Origin of the sequence: Siphonobacter sp. SORGH_AS_0500, from assembly GCF_031453245.1 — a bacterium.
In the GTDB taxonomy this organism is placed as follows: Bacteria; Bacteroidota; Bacteroidia; order Cytophagales; family Spirosomataceae; genus Siphonobacter.
The window spans coordinates 4,700,814-4,721,844 of record NZ_JAVIYT010000001.1; the positions used below are offsets into that span (position 1 = coordinate 4,700,814).

The 21,031-nt window shown below is 45.6% G+C and carries 15 protein-coding genes, 1 tRNA gene and 1 pseudogene; 10 read left to right on the plus strand and 7 right to left on the minus strand.

The window, feature by feature from the left end; genetic code table 11:
- The first annotated feature begins 166 nt into the window (after positions 1-166).
- The 6 genes from QE357_RS19695 (at position 167) to QE357_RS19720 (ending at position 8,124) form a co-directional block, all read left to right on the plus strand.
- Positions 167-239: transfer RNA gene (locus QE357_RS19695), tRNA-Phe, on the plus strand.
- Between the two features lie 413 nt (positions 240-652).
- Positions 653-1,891 carry a TolC family protein gene (locus QE357_RS19700; protein WP_309711077.1) on the plus strand — a complete coding sequence of 413 codons (1,239 nt, stop codon included), beginning with the start codon at positions 653-655 and terminating at the stop codon, positions 1,889-1,891.
- Entirely contained in the window at positions 1,891-2,850 is a 960-nt protein-coding gene (locus QE357_RS19705; RefSeq protein ID WP_309711079.1) for an efflux RND transporter periplasmic adaptor subunit, read from the plus strand. The genes QE357_RS19700 and QE357_RS19705 overlap by 1 nt, the downstream gene beginning before the upstream one ends.
- A gap of 113 nt (positions 2,851-2,963) precedes the next feature.
- Positions 2,964-3,266 carry a DUF190 domain-containing protein gene (locus QE357_RS19710; protein ID WP_106636988.1) on the plus strand — a complete coding sequence of 101 codons (303 nt, stop codon included), beginning with the start codon at positions 2,964-2,966 and terminating at the stop codon, positions 3,264-3,266.
- 43 nt (positions 3,267-3,309) lie between these two features.
- Positions 3,310-6,459, plus strand: coding sequence for a CusA/CzcA family heavy metal efflux RND transporter (locus QE357_RS19715; protein ID WP_309711083.1), 3,150 nt, complete (start codon positions 3,310-3,312; stop codon positions 6,457-6,459).
- 102 nt (positions 6,460-6,561) lie between these two features.
- Positions 6,562-8,124 (plus strand): glycoside hydrolase family 10 protein, encoded by a 1,563-nt coding sequence (locus QE357_RS19720; protein ID WP_232793708.1) that lies wholly within the window; start codon positions 6,562-6,564, stop codon positions 8,122-8,124.
- A 288-nt stretch (positions 8,125-8,412) separates the two neighbouring features.
- Here QE357_RS19720 and QE357_RS19725 read toward each other — a convergent pair whose 3' ends face one another.
- On the minus strand, positions 8,413-8,847 hold the full coding sequence (locus QE357_RS19725) for a MarR family winged helix-turn-helix transcriptional regulator (RefSeq protein ID WP_309711088.1): 435 nt from the start codon (positions 8,845-8,847) through the stop codon (positions 8,413-8,415).
- Positions 8,848-9,249: 402 nt separating this feature from the next.
- Here QE357_RS19725 and QE357_RS19730 point away from each other — a divergent pair, with 402 nt between their 5' ends.
- The 4 genes from QE357_RS19730 to QE357_RS19745 all read left to right on the plus strand — a co-directional run bounded on the left by QE357_RS19730 (position 9,250) and on the right by QE357_RS19745 (position 14,014).
- Positions 9,250-9,705 (plus strand): RDD family protein, encoded by a 456-nt coding sequence (locus QE357_RS19730; protein ID WP_307141501.1) that lies wholly within the window; start codon positions 9,250-9,252, stop codon positions 9,703-9,705.
- A gap of 15 nt (positions 9,706-9,720) precedes the next feature.
- A complete protein-coding gene (gene pbpC, locus QE357_RS19735; protein ID WP_309711091.1) occupies positions 9,721-12,012 on the plus strand; it encodes a penicillin-binding protein 1C in 2,292 nt (763 codons plus the stop codon).
- Positions 12,013-12,589: 577 nt separating this feature from the next.
- Positions 12,590-13,699: a DEAD/DEAH box helicase gene (locus tag QE357_RS19740; RefSeq protein WP_106636993.1), complete on the plus strand. Its 1,110-nt coding sequence runs from the start codon at positions 12,590-12,592 to the stop codon at positions 13,697-13,699.
- Between the two features lie 123 nt (positions 13,700-13,822).
- The gene (locus QE357_RS19745; RefSeq protein WP_106636994.1) at positions 13,823-14,014 is read left to right on the plus strand and encodes a cold-shock protein; all 192 of its coding nucleotides are present in this window, start codon (positions 13,823-13,825) and stop codon (positions 14,012-14,014) included.
- A 188-nt stretch (positions 14,015-14,202) separates the two neighbouring features.
- Here the strand turns inward: QE357_RS19745 and QE357_RS19750 are convergent, their stop codons facing one another.
- The 6 genes and pseudogenes from QE357_RS19750 to QE357_RS19775 form a co-directional block, all read right to left on the minus strand.
- A complete protein-coding gene (locus QE357_RS19750; protein WP_106636995.1) occupies positions 14,203-14,541 on the minus strand; it encodes a phage holin family protein in 339 nt (112 codons plus the stop codon).
- 78 nt (positions 14,542-14,619) lie between these two features.
- Positions 14,620-15,261 (minus strand): annotated as a pseudogene (hisIE, locus tag QE357_RS19755) (bifunctional phosphoribosyl-AMP cyclohydrolase/phosphoribosyl-ATP diphosphatase HisIE).
- A 3-nt stretch (positions 15,262-15,264) separates the two neighbouring features.
- Positions 15,265-16,107 (minus strand): imidazole glycerol phosphate synthase subunit HisF, encoded by an 843-nt coding sequence (gene hisF, locus QE357_RS19760; protein ID WP_106636996.1) that lies wholly within the window; start codon positions 16,105-16,107, stop codon positions 15,265-15,267.
- A 12-nt stretch (positions 16,108-16,119) separates the two neighbouring features.
- Positions 16,120-16,836 (minus strand): 1-(5-phosphoribosyl)-5-[(5-phosphoribosylamino)methylideneamino]imidazole-4-carboxamide isomerase, encoded by a 717-nt coding sequence (gene hisA, locus QE357_RS19765; RefSeq protein ID WP_309711098.1) that lies wholly within the window; start codon positions 16,834-16,836, stop codon positions 16,120-16,122.
- Positions 16,837-16,890: 54 nt separating this feature from the next.
- The gene (hisH, locus tag QE357_RS19770; RefSeq protein WP_307141505.1) at positions 16,891-17,475 is read right to left on the minus strand and encodes an imidazole glycerol phosphate synthase subunit HisH; all 585 of its coding nucleotides are present in this window, start codon (positions 17,473-17,475) and stop codon (positions 16,891-16,893) included.
- A 210-nt stretch (positions 17,476-17,685) separates the two neighbouring features.
- Entirely contained in the window at positions 17,686-20,976 is a 3,291-nt protein-coding gene (locus QE357_RS19775; protein WP_309711101.1) for a CotH kinase family protein, read from the minus strand.
- Positions 20,977-21,031 lie beyond the last annotated feature (55 nt).

The window sequence follows — 21,031 nt, forward strand, 5'->3', positions numbered from 1 at the left end:
ACTTTTAGTTATGATCCGGCTTTTAGATTTTTTTGAAAATTTTTCATCCTGATAATCAATCATTAACAACTTTTTTGGGAAATTTTTTCAGACAGGTATTGCATTCGGCTATTTCAGTCACTACTTTTGCAGTCCCAAAACACACCAGTCAGGGACAAGAAAATAAGGTGAAGTAGCTCAGTTGGTAGAGCAACGGACTGAAAATCCGTGTGTCGGCGGTTCGAACCCGCCCTTTACCACATCTCTAAAACGGCATTGAATTCCATCAATGCCGTTTTTTTGTTTTATGTTCTGGAAAAATACTTTTGAATACTTTTCAGAACCTGAACGATCCGATTTCATTTCTGCCTTTTACTCCCTCTGCTCTCCTATCACCTTACCAGGTTTTTTAATACTCTTCTAATCTACATTACTTGCGTTTGCCCCTTAAATCTGCTCTTTTTGCCAGACGTAATACGCCCAAACCCAACCACTTCCTTACCACTATTTCATCAAAAATTAACACTACCAAACCATCCTTTTCCACTTCCAAAAACGAAATTAGCGGCCATTTGACTTTCATAGCCTTCTAACGTCTTATCTCGGCTATCAGGCATCAGTCTGTTTTAGACTGGTGCATATCCTGATTTATTATCCCCAAAAACGTTAATACATGAGAATACAGGCACTGACCATCGGGTTGGTAATGCTCGTGGTGAGCTCCAGTTGGGGCCAGACGCTGTACTCGTTCCGAAAAACCCTCGAACAAGTTCGCCAGAGTAACCCTACCCTACGACTGCAAAATCTGGATGTTGCCGCAACCCAATCGGATGAAATTACGGCTGGATTGAAGAGTAATCCTTTCTTGAATAATCAAACCCTCTTTCAACTTTCTCCTCGGCATTTGCCCAACGATGGTACCTTCTTAAGTCGCCAAAATCGGCAGTTCTGGCTCCAGCTTACCAAAGAATTTGATATTTACGGTAAACGCAGCCGACGAGTAAGTCTGGCTCAGGGGCTTACTCAATTGTCAGCCAATAACGTCAAGGAAACCTCAAGGAATGTACTTCGCGATGCGGCTCTTTTGTGGCTGGATGCCTGGTACGCGTCTACGAAGGTGACGCTTCTGGAACAAACCCAGATTAACCTGGATAGCCTGGTCTATCTCAACCGGGTGCGGCTCCGCAATAAGGTAGTTAGTACAACGGACCTTACCAGGACGGAAGTGCTTTCTACGCAAAATGCCCTGCAACTTCGCACGGCCCGACAACTGTATCGGAATGAACTGGCCGAGCTTACCATTCAGATGGGTCAGCCCGATAGTATCCAGCTTGACATTAACGATCCCATGCTTTCACCTTTCAGCGTAGATAGCTTATTAACGTATTCCCAGAACCAGCGTTCGGACGTACTGGCCGCCCGCAGTGGTCTGGAAGCGGCTAATCGAAATAGGGAGCTTCAACAGGTACTGGCCAAACCAGCCAATGAAATGGGAGCCATCTGGAACCCACAGAATGCCATCCCCTACGCGGGTGTGTTCCTGACTTTTGAGTTACCCGTTTTTAGCCGGAATCAGGGGGAAATTCAGAAGTCTAAAATTCTTCAACAACAGGCTCAGGATCAGCTTACTTTTCTCCAAAAACGCATCAGCGTCGAACTCAGAAATGCCTTAACATCCTTTCAAAATCATCAGCGAACCCTTCAGCAATACGAGCAGCTTTTGCTACAATCGGACAAAGTACTGGCTTCGGTTCGCTATGCGTATCTCAAGGGAGCTACCACGCTGGTGGATTACCTCGAAGCCCAGCGTACCTGGTATGACACCCGTCAGACCTATTACGATGCCCTGTTTGAATACCGAAAAAGTTTTGTTGACGTCTTATACAGTTCTGGATTAATCTCTCAATGGTAATGAATCAATATATCGCGGCTTTGGCCCTGCTTCTGAGCATAATGGCCTGTCAGAAAACCGAAAAGAAAGCCCCACCCGAACTGTTACGCCCCACCGTTGAGCAGGACGGCAAAGTACTCATTTTACCTACGAAGGAAATGGCTTCGGCCTTTAAAACCATTACTGCCAGCACGAGTAATCTGGTGGCTCATTTTGAAGCACCGGCTCAGGTAGCGGCGACCGTACTAGCTTCTCAGGAAAACCCAAATCAAAACCTGGTTCTCTTTAATGATGCCCAACTAGCTGCTCATTACACACAACTGCTTCAACACCGCATTAACATCCGAACGCTTAAAGTCAACGTAAGCAGGGCCAAAGATCTGGCCGCTAACGGAGCCGGAACGGGACGGGATGTACTCGAAGCCGAAACCCAGTTGGATAACGAAGAAGCCGCCGTCATTGAGCACGAAGCCCGGCTGCAAATGGGTGGTTTTCCGGCAGAACTATTATTAAAAGCACGTCCTCAAACGGCCTGGGTGGTTTGCGAGGTGCCCGAAAGTCAGCTTACCCGTGTGAAAAAAGGTCAGAGCTGCAAGCTAACCTTTACCGCTTACCCAAACGAGGAATTCTCTGGAGTTCTTCAGGCCATTAACGAAATCGCTGATGTTCAGACCCGCATGATCAAACTTCGTATTCTGGTTAATAACGCGGGCGGAAAACTCAAAGCCGGCATGTTTGCCACGGTACGTTTTGGTCTGGCCGAAGGGAATTACCTTTCAGTTCCCCAGTCCGCCGTGGTGACCATTCAGGGTAAGGATTATCTTTTTGTGGAAACCAAGCCCTTGACCTACGAACGCCGCTCGGTAACGACGGGCCAGCAAACGGGTAACGCCCTGGTCATTTTCTCGGGTCTTAAAGCCGGAGAACAGGTGGTAACGGAAAACGTCATGCAGCTCAAAGGCATCAGCTTCGGGTTTTAGGGCTTTAATGTTGAAGGAGTGAATGATAGAATGAGTAAGGGGCAAGTTTTCCTAACCTCTAGTATTTACTAATTCGAAAACGGCAAACTCTTAACAGAAAACTGAAAACTACCATGATGCTTCAGGCTCAGATTTTACTTAATAAAGACGAAATGGATGCTCACGGGCATCCCTTATACTTAACCTTACTGCAATGGCTGGTCGCTCATGACATTGCTCAGGCTTCGGTGTTTGAAGGCATTAGTGGCATTGGGAACCATCGCATTATTCAGCCCGGAGCTTTGTTTTCCTTTGACGAGCCGCCCGTGGTGATTCTGTTTGAAGAAGAAACGGAAAAGGTAAGAGCTACCCTTCGCGAGATTCGCAGCTTTTCTCCCCGGATTCAAATCATTGCTTACCCCATAGAAATTTTCTAACCGACCCTTGGCTTTGGGCCAATAGTCTTTGCTAACATTCCCGATGATTCGCAGTTTATTATTGTTTTCCCTCAAGAATCGGTGGGTGGTTATTGCCCTGGCAACAGCCATGATGGGTCTGGGATACTGGTGCTTTCGAATGCTCAAAATCGAAGCCTATCCCGACATTGCCGATACCAACGTCATTGTCATTGCCAAGTACGATGGACGAGCAGCCGAAGAGGTCGAACAACAAGTCACCATTCCCATTGAACGGGCTCTTAATAACACCCCCCACGTCACGGATCGCCGATCACGTACGATTTTTGGGTTATCAGTAGTTCAGCTCAATTTTGACGAAACCGTCACGGATTACTTTGCCCGACAACAGGTTCTTGAACGCATTGCCGCTGCCGAATTGCCCGATGGAGTAACCACCGAGCTAGCTCCGCTGACCACCGCCGTGGGCGAGATTTTCCGTTACGTCGTGGAAGCTCCGCCAACCTATACGCCCATGCAACTTCGGGATTTACAGGATTGGCGAATTGTACCGCAGTTACTGCAAGTTCCCGGCATTGCGGATGTGGTAACGTTCGGCGGGCCACTAAAAGAATTTCATATCCTAACAGACCCCACCAAGCTTCGAAAGTACAATCTCAAGCTTACGGACGTCATGGAGGCTGTCAGCAAAAATAACCAGAACACGGGCGGTAACCTCATTGACCGGGGCGGACAGGGCTTTGCCGTGCGGGGATTAGGCGTTTTAAAAACGCCCAAGGACATTGAAACCATCGTGCTTACGGCCATTGACGGCGTGCCTGTTTTCCTATCCGACGTAGCCCGGGTGGAAATCTCTCCGCCAGCTCCTTCGGGTATTCTGGGCTATAATGTACGAGAAGCTAAAGTTGACATTACGGGTTCAACAGAAGGCATCGTCGTGCTTCGGCGGGGCGAAAACCCCAGCGAAGCTCTGGAAGCCCTGAAAGCCAAAATGGCCGAATTACAGGCTCGTGATTTACCCAAAGGCGTTACCCTACGGGTGCTTTATGACCGGAGCTTTTTAATTGATCACTCCTTAGAAACGGTAGCCCATACCCTGTTTGAGGGCATTTCGATTGTCATTGTACTTTTGGTCCTCTTCTTGGGTAGTTTCCGGGCGGCTTTGGTGGTGACCATTACCATTCCCTTTTCGCTGCTGTTTGCCTTCATGCTCATGAAAATTGCGGGCATTCCAGCTAACCTTCTTTCCCTAGGAGCAATTGACTTTGGTATCATTGTCGATGGAGCCTGCGTGATGGTTGAGCATTTGATTCGAAGGTATCGTTCGGCCACGCAGGAAGAAAAACAGCGGGGCATTATTCCCCTTACCCTCTCGGCAGCTCAGGAAGTAGGTCGGGAAATTTTCTTTTCCGTAACCATTATCATTCTGGCCTATTTACCCATTCTGCTCATGCAGCGGGTAGAAGGAAAACTCTTCCGACCCATGGCCCTAACCCTGGCTTTTGCCGTAGTAGGTTCCATGTTGGCGGCTCTCACCTTTATCCCAGTGCTGGTATCTTTTGCCTTTAAAAAATCGCTGGACCCGTCGGCTAAGCCCGCAAAAGAGCATAAAAACTTCCTGCTGAATCCCTTCGAAAAAGGCTACGCTCGGTTGCTCACACACTTACTTCGCGGACCTAAGCTAGTATTAACCATCGGTTTCGCAGTCGTTTTTGTGATGATTGGCATGGGCGTTAAACTGGGAACGGAATTTCTTCCTGAACTGGATGAAGGCTCGATATTCCTGCGTTCGTTTATGCCTTCGGGCGTTACCATTCAGGAAAACGCCAAAATTGCTCCTAAAATCCGGCAGATTATTGCTAAAAATTACCCCGTTGATTTTGTCATTACCCAAACCGGAAGAAATGATACGGGAACCGACCCTTTCCCTCCCAACCGAACCGAAATTCTCGTGGGATTAAAGGATTACGCTACCTGGACGGATAGTCTACGAAAAAAAGATCTCGTGGCCCGGATTCAAACCGAGCTTCAGAATACCTTTCCCGGTTCGTTCTTTTCTTCGGGACAGCCTATTATTGATCAGGTTATGGAAATTGTAACGGGCTCGGCGGCAGATTTAGCTATTTCCGTCGTGGGAAATGACCTGGATTTGCTCCGCACCAAAGCCGATAGCATTGCTGCCATCGTCAAACAAACCAAAGGAGCAGTGGCGGTAAATATTGAACAGGAAGGCCCACAGGATCAGCTTTCCATTCAGGTGAATCGACAGGCTGCGGCCCGCTACGGCGTCAATGTTTCTGACGTTGAAACCATGGTTGAAGCGGCCATTGGCGGTAAGGATGTGGGCACGATTTACGATGAAGACCGCCGTTATGATCTAGTCATTCGTTTTACCCCCGAAAGCCGTAACTCAATTGACGTGATTCGGGAATTGCAGGTTCCGGCGGCCTCAGGTGCCTTAATTCCCATGAGCGAGCTGGCTGACATTAAGTATGTACAGGGCCAAACCAACATTTACCGCATCAATAGTAAACGCATGGTTACCGTCCGCACCAATATTCGGGGTCGGGATCAGGGCGGCTTTGTAGAAGAAGTACAGGGTAAGATCAAGGGCAAGGTTAGCATTCCCGAAGGCTACGAAGTCATCTACGGCGGCCAGTATGAAAACCTGGAACGAGCCGGCGGGCAACTTTTATTAACCATTCCGCTGACGGTTGTCGTGGTAAGCCTGTTTTTATACCTGCTCTTTAAAAATTTCCAGGATACCTTCCTGACGTTAACCTGTATTCTTTTTGCCTTAGGTGGCGGCATTACCGCTTTGCTGATGCGGGGATATAACTTCAATGTATCGGCTGGGGTAGGTTTTGTGTCGATTTTCGGGATTTCAGTTATGGCAGGTGTCTTACTAGTTTCGGCCCTTAATCGGGCGAAAACGGCAGGGGGTGATTTATTTGAAACCGTTTACGAAGTTTCCAAAGAACAGCTTCGGGCAATTATGGCCATTATGATTGTCGCGATCATTGGTCTGGTTCCGGCGGCTACTTCCTCGGGAATTGGCTCGGATGTGCAGCGGCCCCTGGCTACTGTAATCATCGGTGGACTTACTTCCACGCTCCTTTTTGCTCCCTTATTAATTCCTCCATTATTTCTGCTGTTAGAACGCCGGGCCAGACGCCGTCCGGCTGTTATCAGCCCCAAATCAGAGCTGGAATAGAAAAAGAATAACCGCTACTCATAACCTTTTCAGGGGAGTAGCGGTTTTCATGAATAGCTTTAGGTAGAAGCAGTTTTACCCTATTTATGGTGTTTTGTCACCGTGAATACTCTTATTTTGCTATTCAATCCGATCCTTTCTGGTTTAATGAGTGTACGCCTGCTTTTCGTTTTCTGGTTATGTGTGTGTGGGCAAGTTGGTGCTCAGCAGATTTCTCCCAAGCGTGAGCTTCGGGCCGTGTGGATAGCCACGGTTAATAACATTGACTGGCCTAAGCCGGGAGATTATAATACGGCTTCTCAGCAACAATCCTTTCGACAAATTATTGATCAGCACCAGAAATCGGGCATGAACGCTTTGTTTGTGCAGGTTCGCGATGCTGCCGATTCCTATTACGCCAAAGGGTCCATTGAGCCCTGGTCTAAGTGGCTCACGGGCCAGCAAGGCAAAGCTCCCGAGCCCTTCTATGATCCGCTGGAATTCATGATCGAGGAATCGCATAACCGAGGGCTGGAATTTCATGCCTGGCTTAACCTCAACCGGGCCGTTTTTAAAGGTCATCCCAACGTTACTGCCGATCACGTCAGCCGCCAGCATCCCGACTGGATGCTAAGCTACGACGGTATGAAACTCTTCAATGTCGGCATTCCCGAAGTTCGCAATTACATTACCCAGATCGTGGTTAACCTCGTTAAGAATTATGACCTCGACGGCATTCACTTTGACGATTACTTTTATCCCTACCGCGTAGTTGGGCAGGTTTTAAACGATCAGGTTAGTTTTTATAAATACGGAGCCGGTTTTGCCAACATCCACGACTGGCGGCGGGATAACATCGATCAGTTAATCCATCAGATTTCGGATTCCATTAAGGTTCATAAGCCTTACGTTAAGTTTGGGATTAGTCCTTTTGCCATCTGGCGAAACCGTAGTTCGCTGGCTCCCGACGGCTCCGAAACCCGTGGTCTCAGTTCCTATGACGATCTGTACGCAGATACGCGGAAATGGCTAAAAATGGGCTGGATCGACTACATTGCTCCTCAAGTCTATTTTCACCGCAATCATAAACTCGTGCCCTATCAGCCATTAGTGGAATGGTGGCGAAAAAATTGCTTTGGCAAGCACCTTTACATCGGACAGGGAGCCTATCGAATGAACGGAGAAAACGGCTGGGAGAAAGCCGACGAAATGCCCATTCAGATTCGATTTAACCGTACACACCCGGAAATTCAGGGTAGCATTTACTTTAGCTCGCGTTCGCTGATTAATAACTATCAGGGCTTTCAAGACACCCTGCGTCAGGATCTGTACCGCTTACCAGCGTTAGTACCAACCATGCCCTGGAAGGACAAAACACCGCCTTTACCCCCGCAGGAATTTGAAGTACGCAAGCAGGATAATCAGGTGATCATGAACTGGCAGTTACCTCCTGCCGCCGTTGATGGTGAACGACCCCGGCAATTTGTGGTGTACCGCTTCCGGGATAACGAACCCATTGCTCTGAATAACGCCTCTAAAATACTGGCCATTCTCAACGCCTCACGGCTTTCCTACACCGATACTCCCCCCAACCCAGGGAATTACCGTTACGTAGTGACTTCGCTGGATCGGCTGCAAAATGAAAGTTATGGCGTGATGACAAATGTTGAACTTCAGCAATTTTGAATGAAAGAGTGAGAGAATGATTAAATGCAGTGGAGTGACTGTCATCCATTGATTTCATTAGCCGCATGGGATCACTTAAAATTACCCATTAACAAATTACCTCTGTTAGACTAGATGTAGTGAGAGAACTCCTGCGGTTGGGGCGGCTTTGAAGGGTAAGAAGGTTTTTCGCTCTGAAAGACAGTCGCGGACGAACAGTGCTAATGCCCTTTCATCTTTGCTATCACATCCCTCAAAATTCTCCATTACTTATTCACTCATTCCCCCCTTCACTCCTTCAAAATTGAACTAACCCGTGATGTTGAGATAGATAGTGTCGAGGATTCGTACTAAATCGTCGAAATCCTGATCGGAAAGATTGGCCCAGCCGATTTTCCTTACCTCGGCTACTACGGGGAAAGCGGCATGAAATTTATCTAGGCCCGCCGGGGTTAAGTGCAGATTGAATTTTCGGCGATCTTCTTCAGCCATCCGCCGCTCAATGAGGCCTTTTTTAACGAGGATATCCAGAATTCGGGTAACGGTAGGGTTATCCTTGGCCGTTTTGTCAGCCAGTGCATTCTGACTAATGCCCGGAAAATGCTGAATATGATCGAGTAATACCCATTGGTCTACCGTCAGCTCCATGCCCGATTCATCCAATCGCTTCTGAAAAACATAACGGACTTTTTTAATAGTCGTGTCAATTTTAAAAAAGTAGGCTCGTTGATCGGAAGCAGTCATGATAAGTCGGTGTCGTTGATGAAGCAGTTAGGGGTAGCTGCCGAATGATTTAACTTCAAATGTAGGATTTGAAAACTAAAAATAGACACTTTAGCCTAGGGTATTAGCTAAAAGGCCCGTAACAAACGTCTTTATCCGTGGGAAGAATCAGGAAAGTCGAGCGAGAAAGTCCTACAAGCCCTATGCCCAAATCATTGGGACGATTCAGGCAAAGGGAGTTGTAGAACCGCTGTTGATGAAGTATAAGTAAATAATTAGCAAAGCAACTATTCGTACACAAAGAGAATACATATAGACTGGAAAGTCAATAAATAGGCTAATAAATTCTGCTTTAACCCTAAAAAAACTGCTTTGCTGGCCGCTAAAAGCCTTTACATTTGTAGACTCATTTTAGCTCAGTTTATGCAGAATCCCGAAGATTTGGTGTTGGCAAGTGTAGGAAATCGCTTTCTGGCCAATTTAATTGACAATATCCTGATTAATATTCTTTCCTTTCTCTTAGCGTATTTGGTAGGTATTCCCCTCTTCAATCTGGATATTCAACAGGTTAATGCCAATCCTGAAGCCTTTTACGAAGTCTATTACCAATTTCTGATGATTGCCATCCCCGTTAGCTTCTTTTACCGTTTTCTCCAGGAAAGCTCGCGATACCAGGCTACTATTGGCAAACGCATTCTAAAGCTGAAGGTAGTAAAAGTAACGGGGCAACCCCTGTCCTATAAAGATTCACTTTTTCGTAACGTAGTGAAGGAAATCAGCGGCTACTTTTATATGGTATACGTCTTCGGTCTTTTTAACCGTTTACATCAGTGCGTGCACGATCTGGCCGCTCAGACTTACGTAGTAGACGATTTATAGCCCCTTTTGTTCTCCATGCGGTTCACTAAAGCAGTATGGATTTTTCTATTAACGGCAGCCTCACTCCTGTTGCTGGATTTTTTACTGCCCTTCCGGGTAAATCCACGGTATTCCACTCTGGTAGAGGCGGCTGATGGTTCGGTTTTGCACGCTTTTCTCAATGAAGAGGATAAATGGCGACTTTATACCGAACTTGAAGAAATCAGCCCTACGCTTCGCACAACCCTTATCCATAAAGAAGACCGTTGGTTTTATTACCATCCGGGAGTGAATCCGCTGGCTTTGGTCCGGGCCTTTTCTACAAACCTCAGCCGCAACAAGCGAAGCTCGGGAGCGTCTACCATTACCATGCAAGTGGTGCGGTTGCTTGAACCTCGCCCTCGCACGTACCTGAGTAAGGGCATTGAAATTCTGCGGGCGTTTCAGCTCGAAGCCCATTATAGCAAAGATGAAATTCTTCAGTTGTACATTAATCTGGTGCCTTACGGCTCTAACATTGAGGGAATTAAAGCAGCGTCTTTACTCTATTTTCAAAAGCCTCCCGAAGTCTTAAGTTTGGCCGAAGTAATGGCCTTGACGATTATTCCCAACCGCCCCAGCAGCCTTCGCCCCGGTAAGAGTAACACCTATTTACTCAGCGAACGAAACCGTTGGCTACAACACTTCAAAGAAGAAAAGTTATTTGATTCGCAAACGATTACGGATGCCATTGCCGAGCCTTTACTGGCCAAACGAGTAGCCGCTCCACAATCGGCTCCGCACCTGGCCCTCAGACTAAAAAGTGAACTTCCATATACTCCCATTCTCAAAACCACCCTTCAAAGAGCCCGGCAATCCACGCTTGAAAAGTTAACCTATAACTACGTCAGCCGCTTGAAAGCGATGAACATCCGCAATGCGGCTGTACTGGTGATTAATAACCGTACGATGGCCGTGGAAGCTTACGTAGGTTCTGCCGACTTTAATGATAACACTGACGGCGGACAGGTGGATGGGATTCGAGCCATTCGTTCACCCGGTAGCACGCTTAAACCTCTGCTTTACGCGACGGCTTTTGATGCGGGCTTACTTACGCCCAAGTCGATTCTCTACGACGTTCCTACCAACTTTCAGGGGTTTGAACCCGAAAATTTTGACCAGCAGTTTCATGGCAAAGTGAGCGTAGAATTTGCCCTGGCTAATTCGCTTAATGTCCCCGCCGTTCAGGTATTAAGCCAGTTGGGAACGACAGCTTTCCTCGAAAAACTCAAAAAAGCGGAATTCAAAACCATTCAAAAGCAATCCTCCAAACTGGGCCTCTCCATGATTCTGGGCGGCTGCGGTGTAACATTAGAAGAGTTAACCACCCTATTTGCCAGCTTTGCCAATCAGGGCCAGTTTAGCAAAGCCTATTACCTGCAAAAACCAGAATTTCATAACCCCACTTCGCTGATTAGTGAAGAAGCGAATTTTCTCATTAATCAGATTCTTACCCAGCCTACTCGTCCCGATTTACCTAATAACTACGCCTACACCTACCGGCTGCCCCGCATTGCCTGGAAAACGGGTACTTCTTTTGGTAAGAAAGACGCCTGGAGTATCGGATATAACGCTCACTATACCGTTGGTGTATGGGTAGGAAATTTTTCCGGCGAAGGCGTGCCCGAACTTAACGGAGCCAATATTGCCACGCCGCTTTTGTTCGAGATCTTTAATAGCATTGATTATAACTCTACGGCTCAGTGGTTCGCTCAGCCCGAAGGACTTTCGCACCGAATGGTTTGTCAGGAAACGGGGCAAATTCCCAGTTCTTTCTGTACCCATCAAATCGAAGATTATTACTTGCCGGGCGTTTCCAGCACCCAAGTCTGCGAGCACAAAAAAAGCGTCTGGCTGGATGTCCGGCGTCGCATGAGTTATTGTCCTTACTGCATGCCTGAAACGGGCGTTGAGCAGGTTTTTCTTCCCAATGATCCGCCTCAGCTTACGCAGTATTACGAAGCCCGCCATATCTCCTACGAAAAAATTCCGCCGCATAATCCTTCCTGCACCCGGGTATTTGGGAATGCTTCTCCGCTGAAAATTACGTATCCAGTGGAAGGGTCAACCTACCGTTTGAACCGCAAAGACCAGACCCGGTTAGCTCTAACGGCCCAGACGGCCAGCGATACCAAGACACTTTACTGGTATGTAAATGATGTTTTAGTCGGCTCGGCGGCTCCTCAGCAATCCGTCTTTTGTCAGCCTTCGGCAGGAAAGGTAAAAATCTCCTGCGTGGACGATCAGGGCCGGGTAAAAACGCTGTGGATTCAGGTGAATTATGATTAATGAAATAAAGATTAAACGGGCTTTTCTGTAATAGAAAGCATCCTTAATCAGAGGATGAAAAAGAAAAGTAAATTTAAATTGAACTATAAATTACAAGCGATAGTTATCATTGTGGTAATTATATGTAACTTTACCATATAAAAGTTTCTGCCTTTGCTACTTCTGATCTAGCTCGGAATATTTTCTTCCCCTCTAAGCAGTTTTCGCTTCCTCAGTTGTCCCTTTTATAAAATCAAATTTATTTAAACCCTGTGTGTATTTAGACTGCACTAAAGAGTAGTCATTTATCTGCATTTGTGCAGTAAAAAACCATTCAGTCCATATAAAAGCAAGCCTGGTTTAGGCATATAGTTCATTATTTACTGGTGTATTTTGTTGATTATCAAGGATAATAGTAAAAAAGCAAGTTACCTCCACACCATTAAAATTGAACCAATCGTTTATCCATTAGTCAGAATATTCAAATGGTACGATCAATCAAATGATAGTTTTGGGAGGTGATTTTATTACTATTCAATGGGCTTTTTGGCCCGTTAATCCATCAAAATAACAAACCGATAGTTCGGTACATACATTAATGAACTTTCAGGAATTTAACCTTATATCTCCTATTTATAAAGCCCTTAGCGAGATAGGATATACCCAGGCCACGGAAATACAAGCCCAGGCCATTCCCACCATCTTAAAAGGCAGTGATATTATTGGCTGTGCTCAGACGGGAACCGGAAAAACGGCAGCATTTGCCATCCCTATTTTACAATTACTTCATTCAAATTCGAGTCCCAAAGCCGGTATTCAGGCCTTGATCCTGACACCGACCCGGGAGCTGGCTATTCAGATTGATGATAATTTTAAAATGTACGGTAAGTATTTGCCTCTAAAACACTTGGCTATTTTTGGCGGAGTCCCTCAGGGTAAGCAAGTGGCTGCTCTCAAAAGAGGGGTACATATTCTCATTGCTACGCCGGGCCGCCTGCTGGATTTGCTTCAACAGGGATTGATTAGTCTCTCTCAGATTAAAATACTAGTATTAGACGAAGCCGACCGAATGCTGGATATGGGGTTTGTGAATGACGTGAAGAAAGTACTTACCAAAGTGCCAGTCAAAAAACAGACGCTGTTTTTCTCAGCAACGATGCCCACCAGTATTCGAAAATTTGCCAATACCATCGTAAGACAACCCGTTGAAATTAATGTAACCCCCGTTTCTTCTACGGCAAAAACAGTGAAACAGGCGGTTTACTTTGTCAACAAAAACGAGAAAACCCGTTTACTTGTTGATTTACTGAAGGACGTGGACATTTTGCGTAGTTTGGTCTTTACCCGTACTAAACATGGTGCGGACAAACTGGTCAAGCAGTTAAGCAAAATGGGAATCCACGCGGCAGCCATTCATGGTAATAAATCGCAAAACGCCCGGCAGCGTGCCTTGAGTGATTTTCGCGATAGCCGTATCCGTGTGCTGGTAGCTACCGATGTAGCTGCTCGGGGTATTGATATTGAAGAACTCCCACACGTAGTGAATTACGAAATTCCCAACGTGCCTGAAACCTACGTTCACCGCATTGGTAGAACAGGCCGGGCGGGCATGAACGGCGTTGCCATATCCTTCTGTGATCAGGAAGAAAAGGCAGATTTTACTAACATTCAAAAACTCATTGGTTCCCGTATCCCGGTTTTGCAATAACCCAGCTATGAAAATACCAGCGTACGTGCTCTGCTTATCGTTTCTGAACACTAGACTCAAAACGCTAACACCGGAACCATATCAAAAAATATCAATCAATTTTTCATTTAATTAAACATTACCATGCAAGAAGGAACAGTAAAATTCTTTAACCAATCGAAAGGCTTTGGCTTCATTACTCCTACCGAAGGTGGCGAAGATATTTTCGTACACATCACCGGTCTCAATGATGATATTCGTGAAAATGATCAGGTAACTTTCAACGTTCAGGAAGGTAAAAAAGGACTTAACGCCGTTGATGTTAAGTTAGCCTAGCTTTTAGGGTTGCCATCTTCTGATGCGTTGACCTACACTTGATCGCCTGCTCTTATTTCTTATCCTTTGTGGACTAGCCTTATTCGCTTTTTACAGGATGGACTTATACGTACAGCAAAAAACCTCTTGAAACTGGGAAATGATTTCCGTTTCAAGAGGTTTTTCTTTGGTTACTTATCTAGAAGCAACTAATCTTCAGCCGCCGCTCCCAGAGCACTCGAAACCAGCGAGACTATAAAACTGAAAATCAAGGCAATCAGCCAGTTCTCTACGTAGAAACCATCGACGAGAGCAGCTGCTAGCTTGATAATTAAAATATTGATTACCAATAGAAACAGACCTAATGTCAGGATAGTAATGGGTAGGCTTAGAATCTGTAAAATAGGCTTAACAAAGGTGTTTAGTAATGCCAGCACAACGGCAACGATTAAAGCAGTACCGAAACCGGCAACGGATACCCCCGGCAGAAAACTTGCCACCAGGTATACCACAACGGCATTAATTAATAATCGAACAATGAGACCCATAAGGAGAAGGATTAAAGTTTAAGCACTACTAAAAAAATTTCGTACCAAATCTACTTCTCCGCCTCAGAATCGTCGATTTTACTTCCGCTGCTGGTGACGCTCCTCTAAAATAGCAATGATTTCGTCGAGATCAATATTGCGATCTTCCAGTAAAATCAGGTAATGGAAAAGTAAGTCGGCAGCTTCGTTTTTGAAGAGTTCGTCATTAGCTGACATGGCTTCGATTACTAATTCCACAGCTTCCTCTCCTACTTTCTGAGCAATTTTATTTGTGCCCCGGGCGAAAAGTTTAGCCGTATACGAGCTTTCGGATGGCGATAGTTTCCGCTCGCGGATGATGGTTTTCAGAGTATTTAAAAACTCAACTGACATAATAGATTTTATTAATACGTGTAATGTATTTCAACGAGGATTTTCTTCCGAAAAACAGGTATCTGCTCCTGTATGACAGACCGGGCCGACGGGTTCCACTTTAATTAGCAGGGTATCCTGATCGCAATCCACCCGAATTTCCTTGACGTTCAGAAAATTACCTGAGGTTTCCCCCTTCGTCCAAAGACGATTTTTAGTCCGGCTAAAAAAAGTAACTACTTTTTCAGCCTGGGTTTTTTCATAGGCTTCCTGATTCATAAAGCCCAACATTAGAACTTTATTCGTAAGAACATCCTGAATAATAGCGGGAATAAGCCCCCCCGCCTTGGCAAAGTCCAATGATTCCATGACTTAGATACGAATGGGAAGACCCTGATCTTTAAGGTAATTTTTTAAATCCGGAATACCGATTTCGCGGAAGTGGAAAATACTGGCCGCTAGCCCTGCGTCAGCTTTACCCGTAGTAAAGACCTGCTGGAAGTGTTCCATGTTTCCCGCCCCGCCCGAAGCAATGACCGGAATACTCAACGCTCCTGAAACGGTAGCCGTTAAATCCAGAGCAAAACCAGCTTTGGTACCGTCGGCGTCCATCGAGGTTAATAAAATTTCCCCTGCTCCCCGCTCCTGAGCTTCTTTGGCCCAGGCAATCGTGCGAAGCTCGGTAGGCTTTCTTCCCCCGTGGGTATGCACAATGTGTTCGATAATGAGCTTTTCATCGTGTGAGCTAACACGTTCGGAGCCAAAACGGTCGGTTACTCTTTCCTGGTGACTGATGGTCTGAACAGGCACCGAAATTTCCCTAGTATCGATGGCGACGATGATGCACTGCGAACCGAATTGCAGAGCCAGTTCATCAATTAGCTCGGGACGGCGAACCGCCGACGAGTTAATGGAGATCTTGTCGGCTCCGGCATTGAGTAAGGCGGAAACATCTTCAACCGAACTGATACCGCCGCCAACGGTAAAAGGAATATTGACGTGCTGGGCCACCTTACGAACCAAGTCCACCAGGGTTTTGCGGTTATCCACCGTGGCAGTAATGTCCAAAAAGACGAGTTCATCGGCTCCTTGCTCAGCGTAAAGGGCTCCCAGTTCAACGGGATCACCCGCGTCGCGAAGATTAACAAAGTTGGTACCTTTTACCGTGCGTCCATCTTTGATATCTAAACAGGGTATAATGCGTTTGGTTAACATGCCTGATTTTCTTTAAGCGAACGTACGTAAATCACTTAGGGTAACTCTTCCTTCGTAAATAGCCTTGCCCACAATCACACCGTACACATTCATATCGGCGAGTTTGGTTAAATCATCCATGCTACTTACCCCACCCGATGCAATAATCTTCAGCTCGGGGGACTGTTCCTGCAATTTCTTATAAAGGTCAAAACTGGGTCCCTGAAGTAAGCCATCTTTGGCTACGTCGGTAGAGATAATGTATTGAATACCTTTCTCCTCCCAGTTTTTCACAAAATCATAGACCCAAAGTTCGGTACCTTCTTCCCAACCACTCACCGCAATGCGTTCGTTTTTAGCATCTGCACCCAAAATCATTTTCTCTCCACCAAAGCGGCTCAGCCAGCTTTCAAACAGATCTGGATTTTTTACGGCAATACTGCCCCCTGTTACCTGTCTGGCCCCGCTTTCAAAAACGATCTTTAAGTCTTCATCCGACTGAACACCCCCACCAAAATCCACGTGTAAAGAAGTCTGACTGGCAATCCGCTCCAGAACTTTGTAGTTAATCACCTTTTTGGCCTTAGCTCCGTCCAAATCCACTAAATGCAAACGCATCAGTCCGGCTCCTTCAAATTCTTTGGCCACTTCGAGCGGATTGGCATTATAAATCGTCTTCTGGGAATAATCGCCCTGAGTCAATCGAACGGCCTTGCCTTCAATCAAATCAATTGCGGGAATAATGTACATTCCGTTACGTTATAGTTTTGTAGAAACGTGATTCCTCACGTCTGGTTCGTTTGATTATAAAGCCAGGAAATTTTCCAGAATGGTTTGTCCTTCCTTACCGCTGATTTCGGCGTGAAACTGAGCCGCATAGAAATTGTCTTTATGCAACATGGCCGAAAACGGAACCACATAGTCACAAGTCGCTACCGTGTATTCATTAACGGGGGCCGCGTAACTGTGCACAAAATAGACAAAGGGATTTTCCGTTAACCCGCTAGTTAAGGGCGACTTCAGGTCGTACAGGTTGTTCCATCCCACGTGCGGCACTTTCAACGACCCGCTGGGGAAACGTTTGACATCCACTGGAAAAATATTTAGTGCGTCCGTATTATTTTCTTCGGAAAAGCGGCACATCAATTGCATGCCCACGCAAGTTCCCAGAACGGGTTGTTTTAAAGTCGGAATAACCTGATCCAGACCCTTTTCCCTCAAATATGCCATGGCTGTGGAAGCTTCGCCTACACCAGGGAAAATGACTTTATCCGCCGAACGAATTTCCTCTTCGTCGTCGGTCCAGAGGTAAGACGCCCCGATTCGTTCCAGAGCGTAACGCACACTCTGTACATTACCGGCGTTGTATTTGATAATAACGGTTTTCATTGCTTTGATTCAGAGAAATGAATAAAAAAACGCCCGATTCTTGGAATCAGGCGTTCATATCTGTTATTCGGTAGTGACAGTATCAGGAAACCGGAATCACATCAGCCTGTTGGAGCGGATTAATGCGTGAGGATGATGATGAAATACGGTGCAATTCATAGGGCAAAAGTAGAGTATTTTTTGAGAATTAGGTTGCTCCTGTAGATAATTCTACGGATTCGTAGAAACGTTTAGCGTAGCGTTAGGTTCAAAATATTGAAGAACTCCGCCGTTTTCAATCTGAAGGCTTTTACCCAACGTGACCAGTTTCTGAGCTTTTACGGTATGCCCAGATCGAATCGTAACGGCATCACAAACCGTTGGTATTCGACCGCAACTCCAGGTACTGGCAACGCTCCAGATACCCGAAGCTACACTTTCGCATTTGCCACGGGTAATGATGATGTCATCTACCCGTAATTGATCGCGAGCCCCCGAACCTGTACCCATGAAGTAATACTGCCAGAGTAATTGCACATAAGGTTTATTCAAAATTGCCGTGGGTAAAGCCACTGGCCCAATCATCTGACTATGTCCAGTGATGTTACGAACGTATTCTATTGGATTACTCTGGTTATCGAGTAAATCCTGAAAATCTCCACTATTACCCACCCGGTACCGCAGACGAATACGATAGGGACGAGTATTTGCCGTTACGGTTCCACCCGTCCACTGCACCTGAGCTTCGGTTATATTTTGGGTGTTTAAGGCCAATAAAGCACCGCCTAAACGACCAGGTATATACCCTGGATTGGTATTATCAACACTAGTGTTAATAAAGGAAAACCCATTTTCATTCAATCCGTTAAGTCGCGTACGAGAGGTATGATTGTAAAGACCCAGTACGGTATCCGCTACCGTAGCGACAAGGGTGGGATCTTCTGTTGACATATGTACAAACTGCATATGGGGCGGATACGTACCAGCTGTGGCTGAAGAAGACCAGCTTTCCATCCGATAGTCGCATTGAGCCAAGGCGTAGGGAGTAGGCGTTACTTTAATTACCGCATCTGAAGCAAAAACGGCCTCCAGACTTCGGGCTGAATTTAAACTTGCGATGGTATAGACGCTATCCGTACTAATGATAGTATTCGCTTCTTTCCAGTGCATGAACTTATAACCCACCCGAGACCGGGCCGTTACCTTAATGGGATTGCCCTGAAAATAACTTCCCGTCCAAGGATAAGGGTTTTGACTAACCCCCGCCGTGCTGGGCACTAACTCTATTGTATTAATTTTGATGTATCCTTGTTCAGTATTAGATACCCCCAGCGTCAAGTTGTAATTAGCGGGCAATCCAAATTTGTTACGAATATGCTCCCGCACAAAGTCAGGTCGCTGCTGAATAAATGTCCTGATTTTTTCTACATTCGTCAACCATCCCTGATAAGTGTTTCCTTCTGGCCAACGTGTAAAATGCTCCTGCATAGCTGGACTATATTCGTTCTTCATTTCCGTCAGCATTGCACTCGTCCGTGTTGGGTTGAAGGTGGTATTGAGTAAGTCGGCAAAGCGATTGATGAAATAGACTTTAAACTCATCAATGTCAAGCAAGCGTCTCAGGTAACGAGTATAACCGCCAAAAACACCGTTATCCGTAGCTGTTGCCAGCGTATTATGGTTAGACTGATTCATCAGTCCCAGACCATAGTCCATATCCTTCAATGCCCAACGCCAGCGTCCGTCATTACCATAGTGATTGGTTGGCGTGCCGGGAGTCACTCGTTTTCGCCACAAAACCTGATTATTATGAGGCCAATCGGTATTAGAACTGAAGATTTCAGCAATGTAATAATCCGTGAAGTTTTCTACATCCATTAAGGTCTTCACGTAGGTATAGTTTACTGGATTGTTATTAGCAAAGTAATTGTAAAAGGCATCATAGGTGGTGTGATCGCCTTCATCAACCTCTATACCAAGGGATAGTGTCAGCAAATCCAAGGAATCCGTTGCAACCCGGTAAAGTTTATTAAAGTAATATTTGTCGTAACGTTCGTCAAGCGTGTGAACGCCCCAATATTCACCGTTTAAAAAGACCACTGCTGCCCGATTGGCCTGCGTAGCTACGGGTAAATGCCTTACCATTTTCTGCATAAAGGCATCCGTTAGTAAAGAGTATTTGTAATCGTTACCCCCGCTTCTTAAAATCAGTCGTTTATGAGCTAAAGTAGAGGGCCGGTCGGTAAATAAAGGATAATCGAACTCGCTATCACTGTATAAACGCAGGCTTTTTCTGAAGATACTACTGGAACATCCCCCATGAATTCGTAAACCAACAGGTTGATTGATTACCGTAGTATTAGTAGAGAAAAACTCTACGTTACCGTTTCGCTCCCAAGCCTCTCCCTCGTTCGTAAAATTTCCTTTGGTACAGAATTCTGTCGCAAAAAAATTAGGATCCTCAATTCGTTTATTGTCAAAGGTGACACCAGCCGTGTATATACCCTGATTGTAGTCAAACAAGTGTTTTTCTTCCAGTGAAACTGAAACTACGGGAATGCTATACCGATTGGGGTTGGGAGTAATGAAAAAGGTTTGGGTAATTGTTTCACTGGGTAAGGCGTTGGCTTTATAAGCCTTGGCTTTTACTACGGTTCCTTTAAAAACCGGACTCGTTGGGAAATAAAAATTCGGGTCATAATTAGCAGTAGATGACTTTACGGAAAGTTTGTTCGAACTAGAGCTTTGATCACTGATGGTAAGAGGACCGGTATAAACATAAGACTGATAACTAGCCGATAATAAAGGACCAAAGCCCTGATTTGGCCCTTCAGGATACTGATTTTTATACGTGAAGGTTTTTGCCGTTAAATTATCTGGGGTTGGCTCTGAACCATCCAGCGTATAATAGATCATAGTCCCCTGATCCTGTGAAGAAATACTTAGGTTTATATTCTGAGCGTAGAAACCACCCGGTTGCGAAAAACTAGGTGCTTTCAAAAGCTCAGCCAAACCCGCCACTGCATTATTACTAGATCCGGCAGTAGGGTTTACAAAATAAAGCCAGTCATTACTGCCATCCGGTTTTCGTCCGTAAGAAACATCCGTTTTTTGCGAGCCAAACGTGACACTGTTTACCGTAGTTATACCATCGGGAGAAGTAATAATTACTTGTTCACCATTAGCTGATAACTTAAAGTTAGTATGCAAAGGTCCACGATTTATGGCCTCACTAGCCCAAATAACCAGAAACCCTCCGGCAGGAATCTGGGTAGTGCCTGAGCCCGCAGGAACTTTATATTTTTTTGGATTAGCGGCATCATCTGATAGATAATATCCGGCCAGGTTGATGGTAGTGGAGGAAGCATTGTAAATCTCAAACCAGTCCTCAAATTCACCAGAACCATCACTAGCTGAATGGCTATTAGAAGCCATTATCTCATTTACTACCAGCGTTTGCTGAGCCTGTAGACTGGCTAGAGACAATAGCCATAAACTAATCCATAAAATATTTTTTTTCATAATTAGTGATCGTACTAAATACAAATTATTTAAGTATGATCAACCAATTTATTAA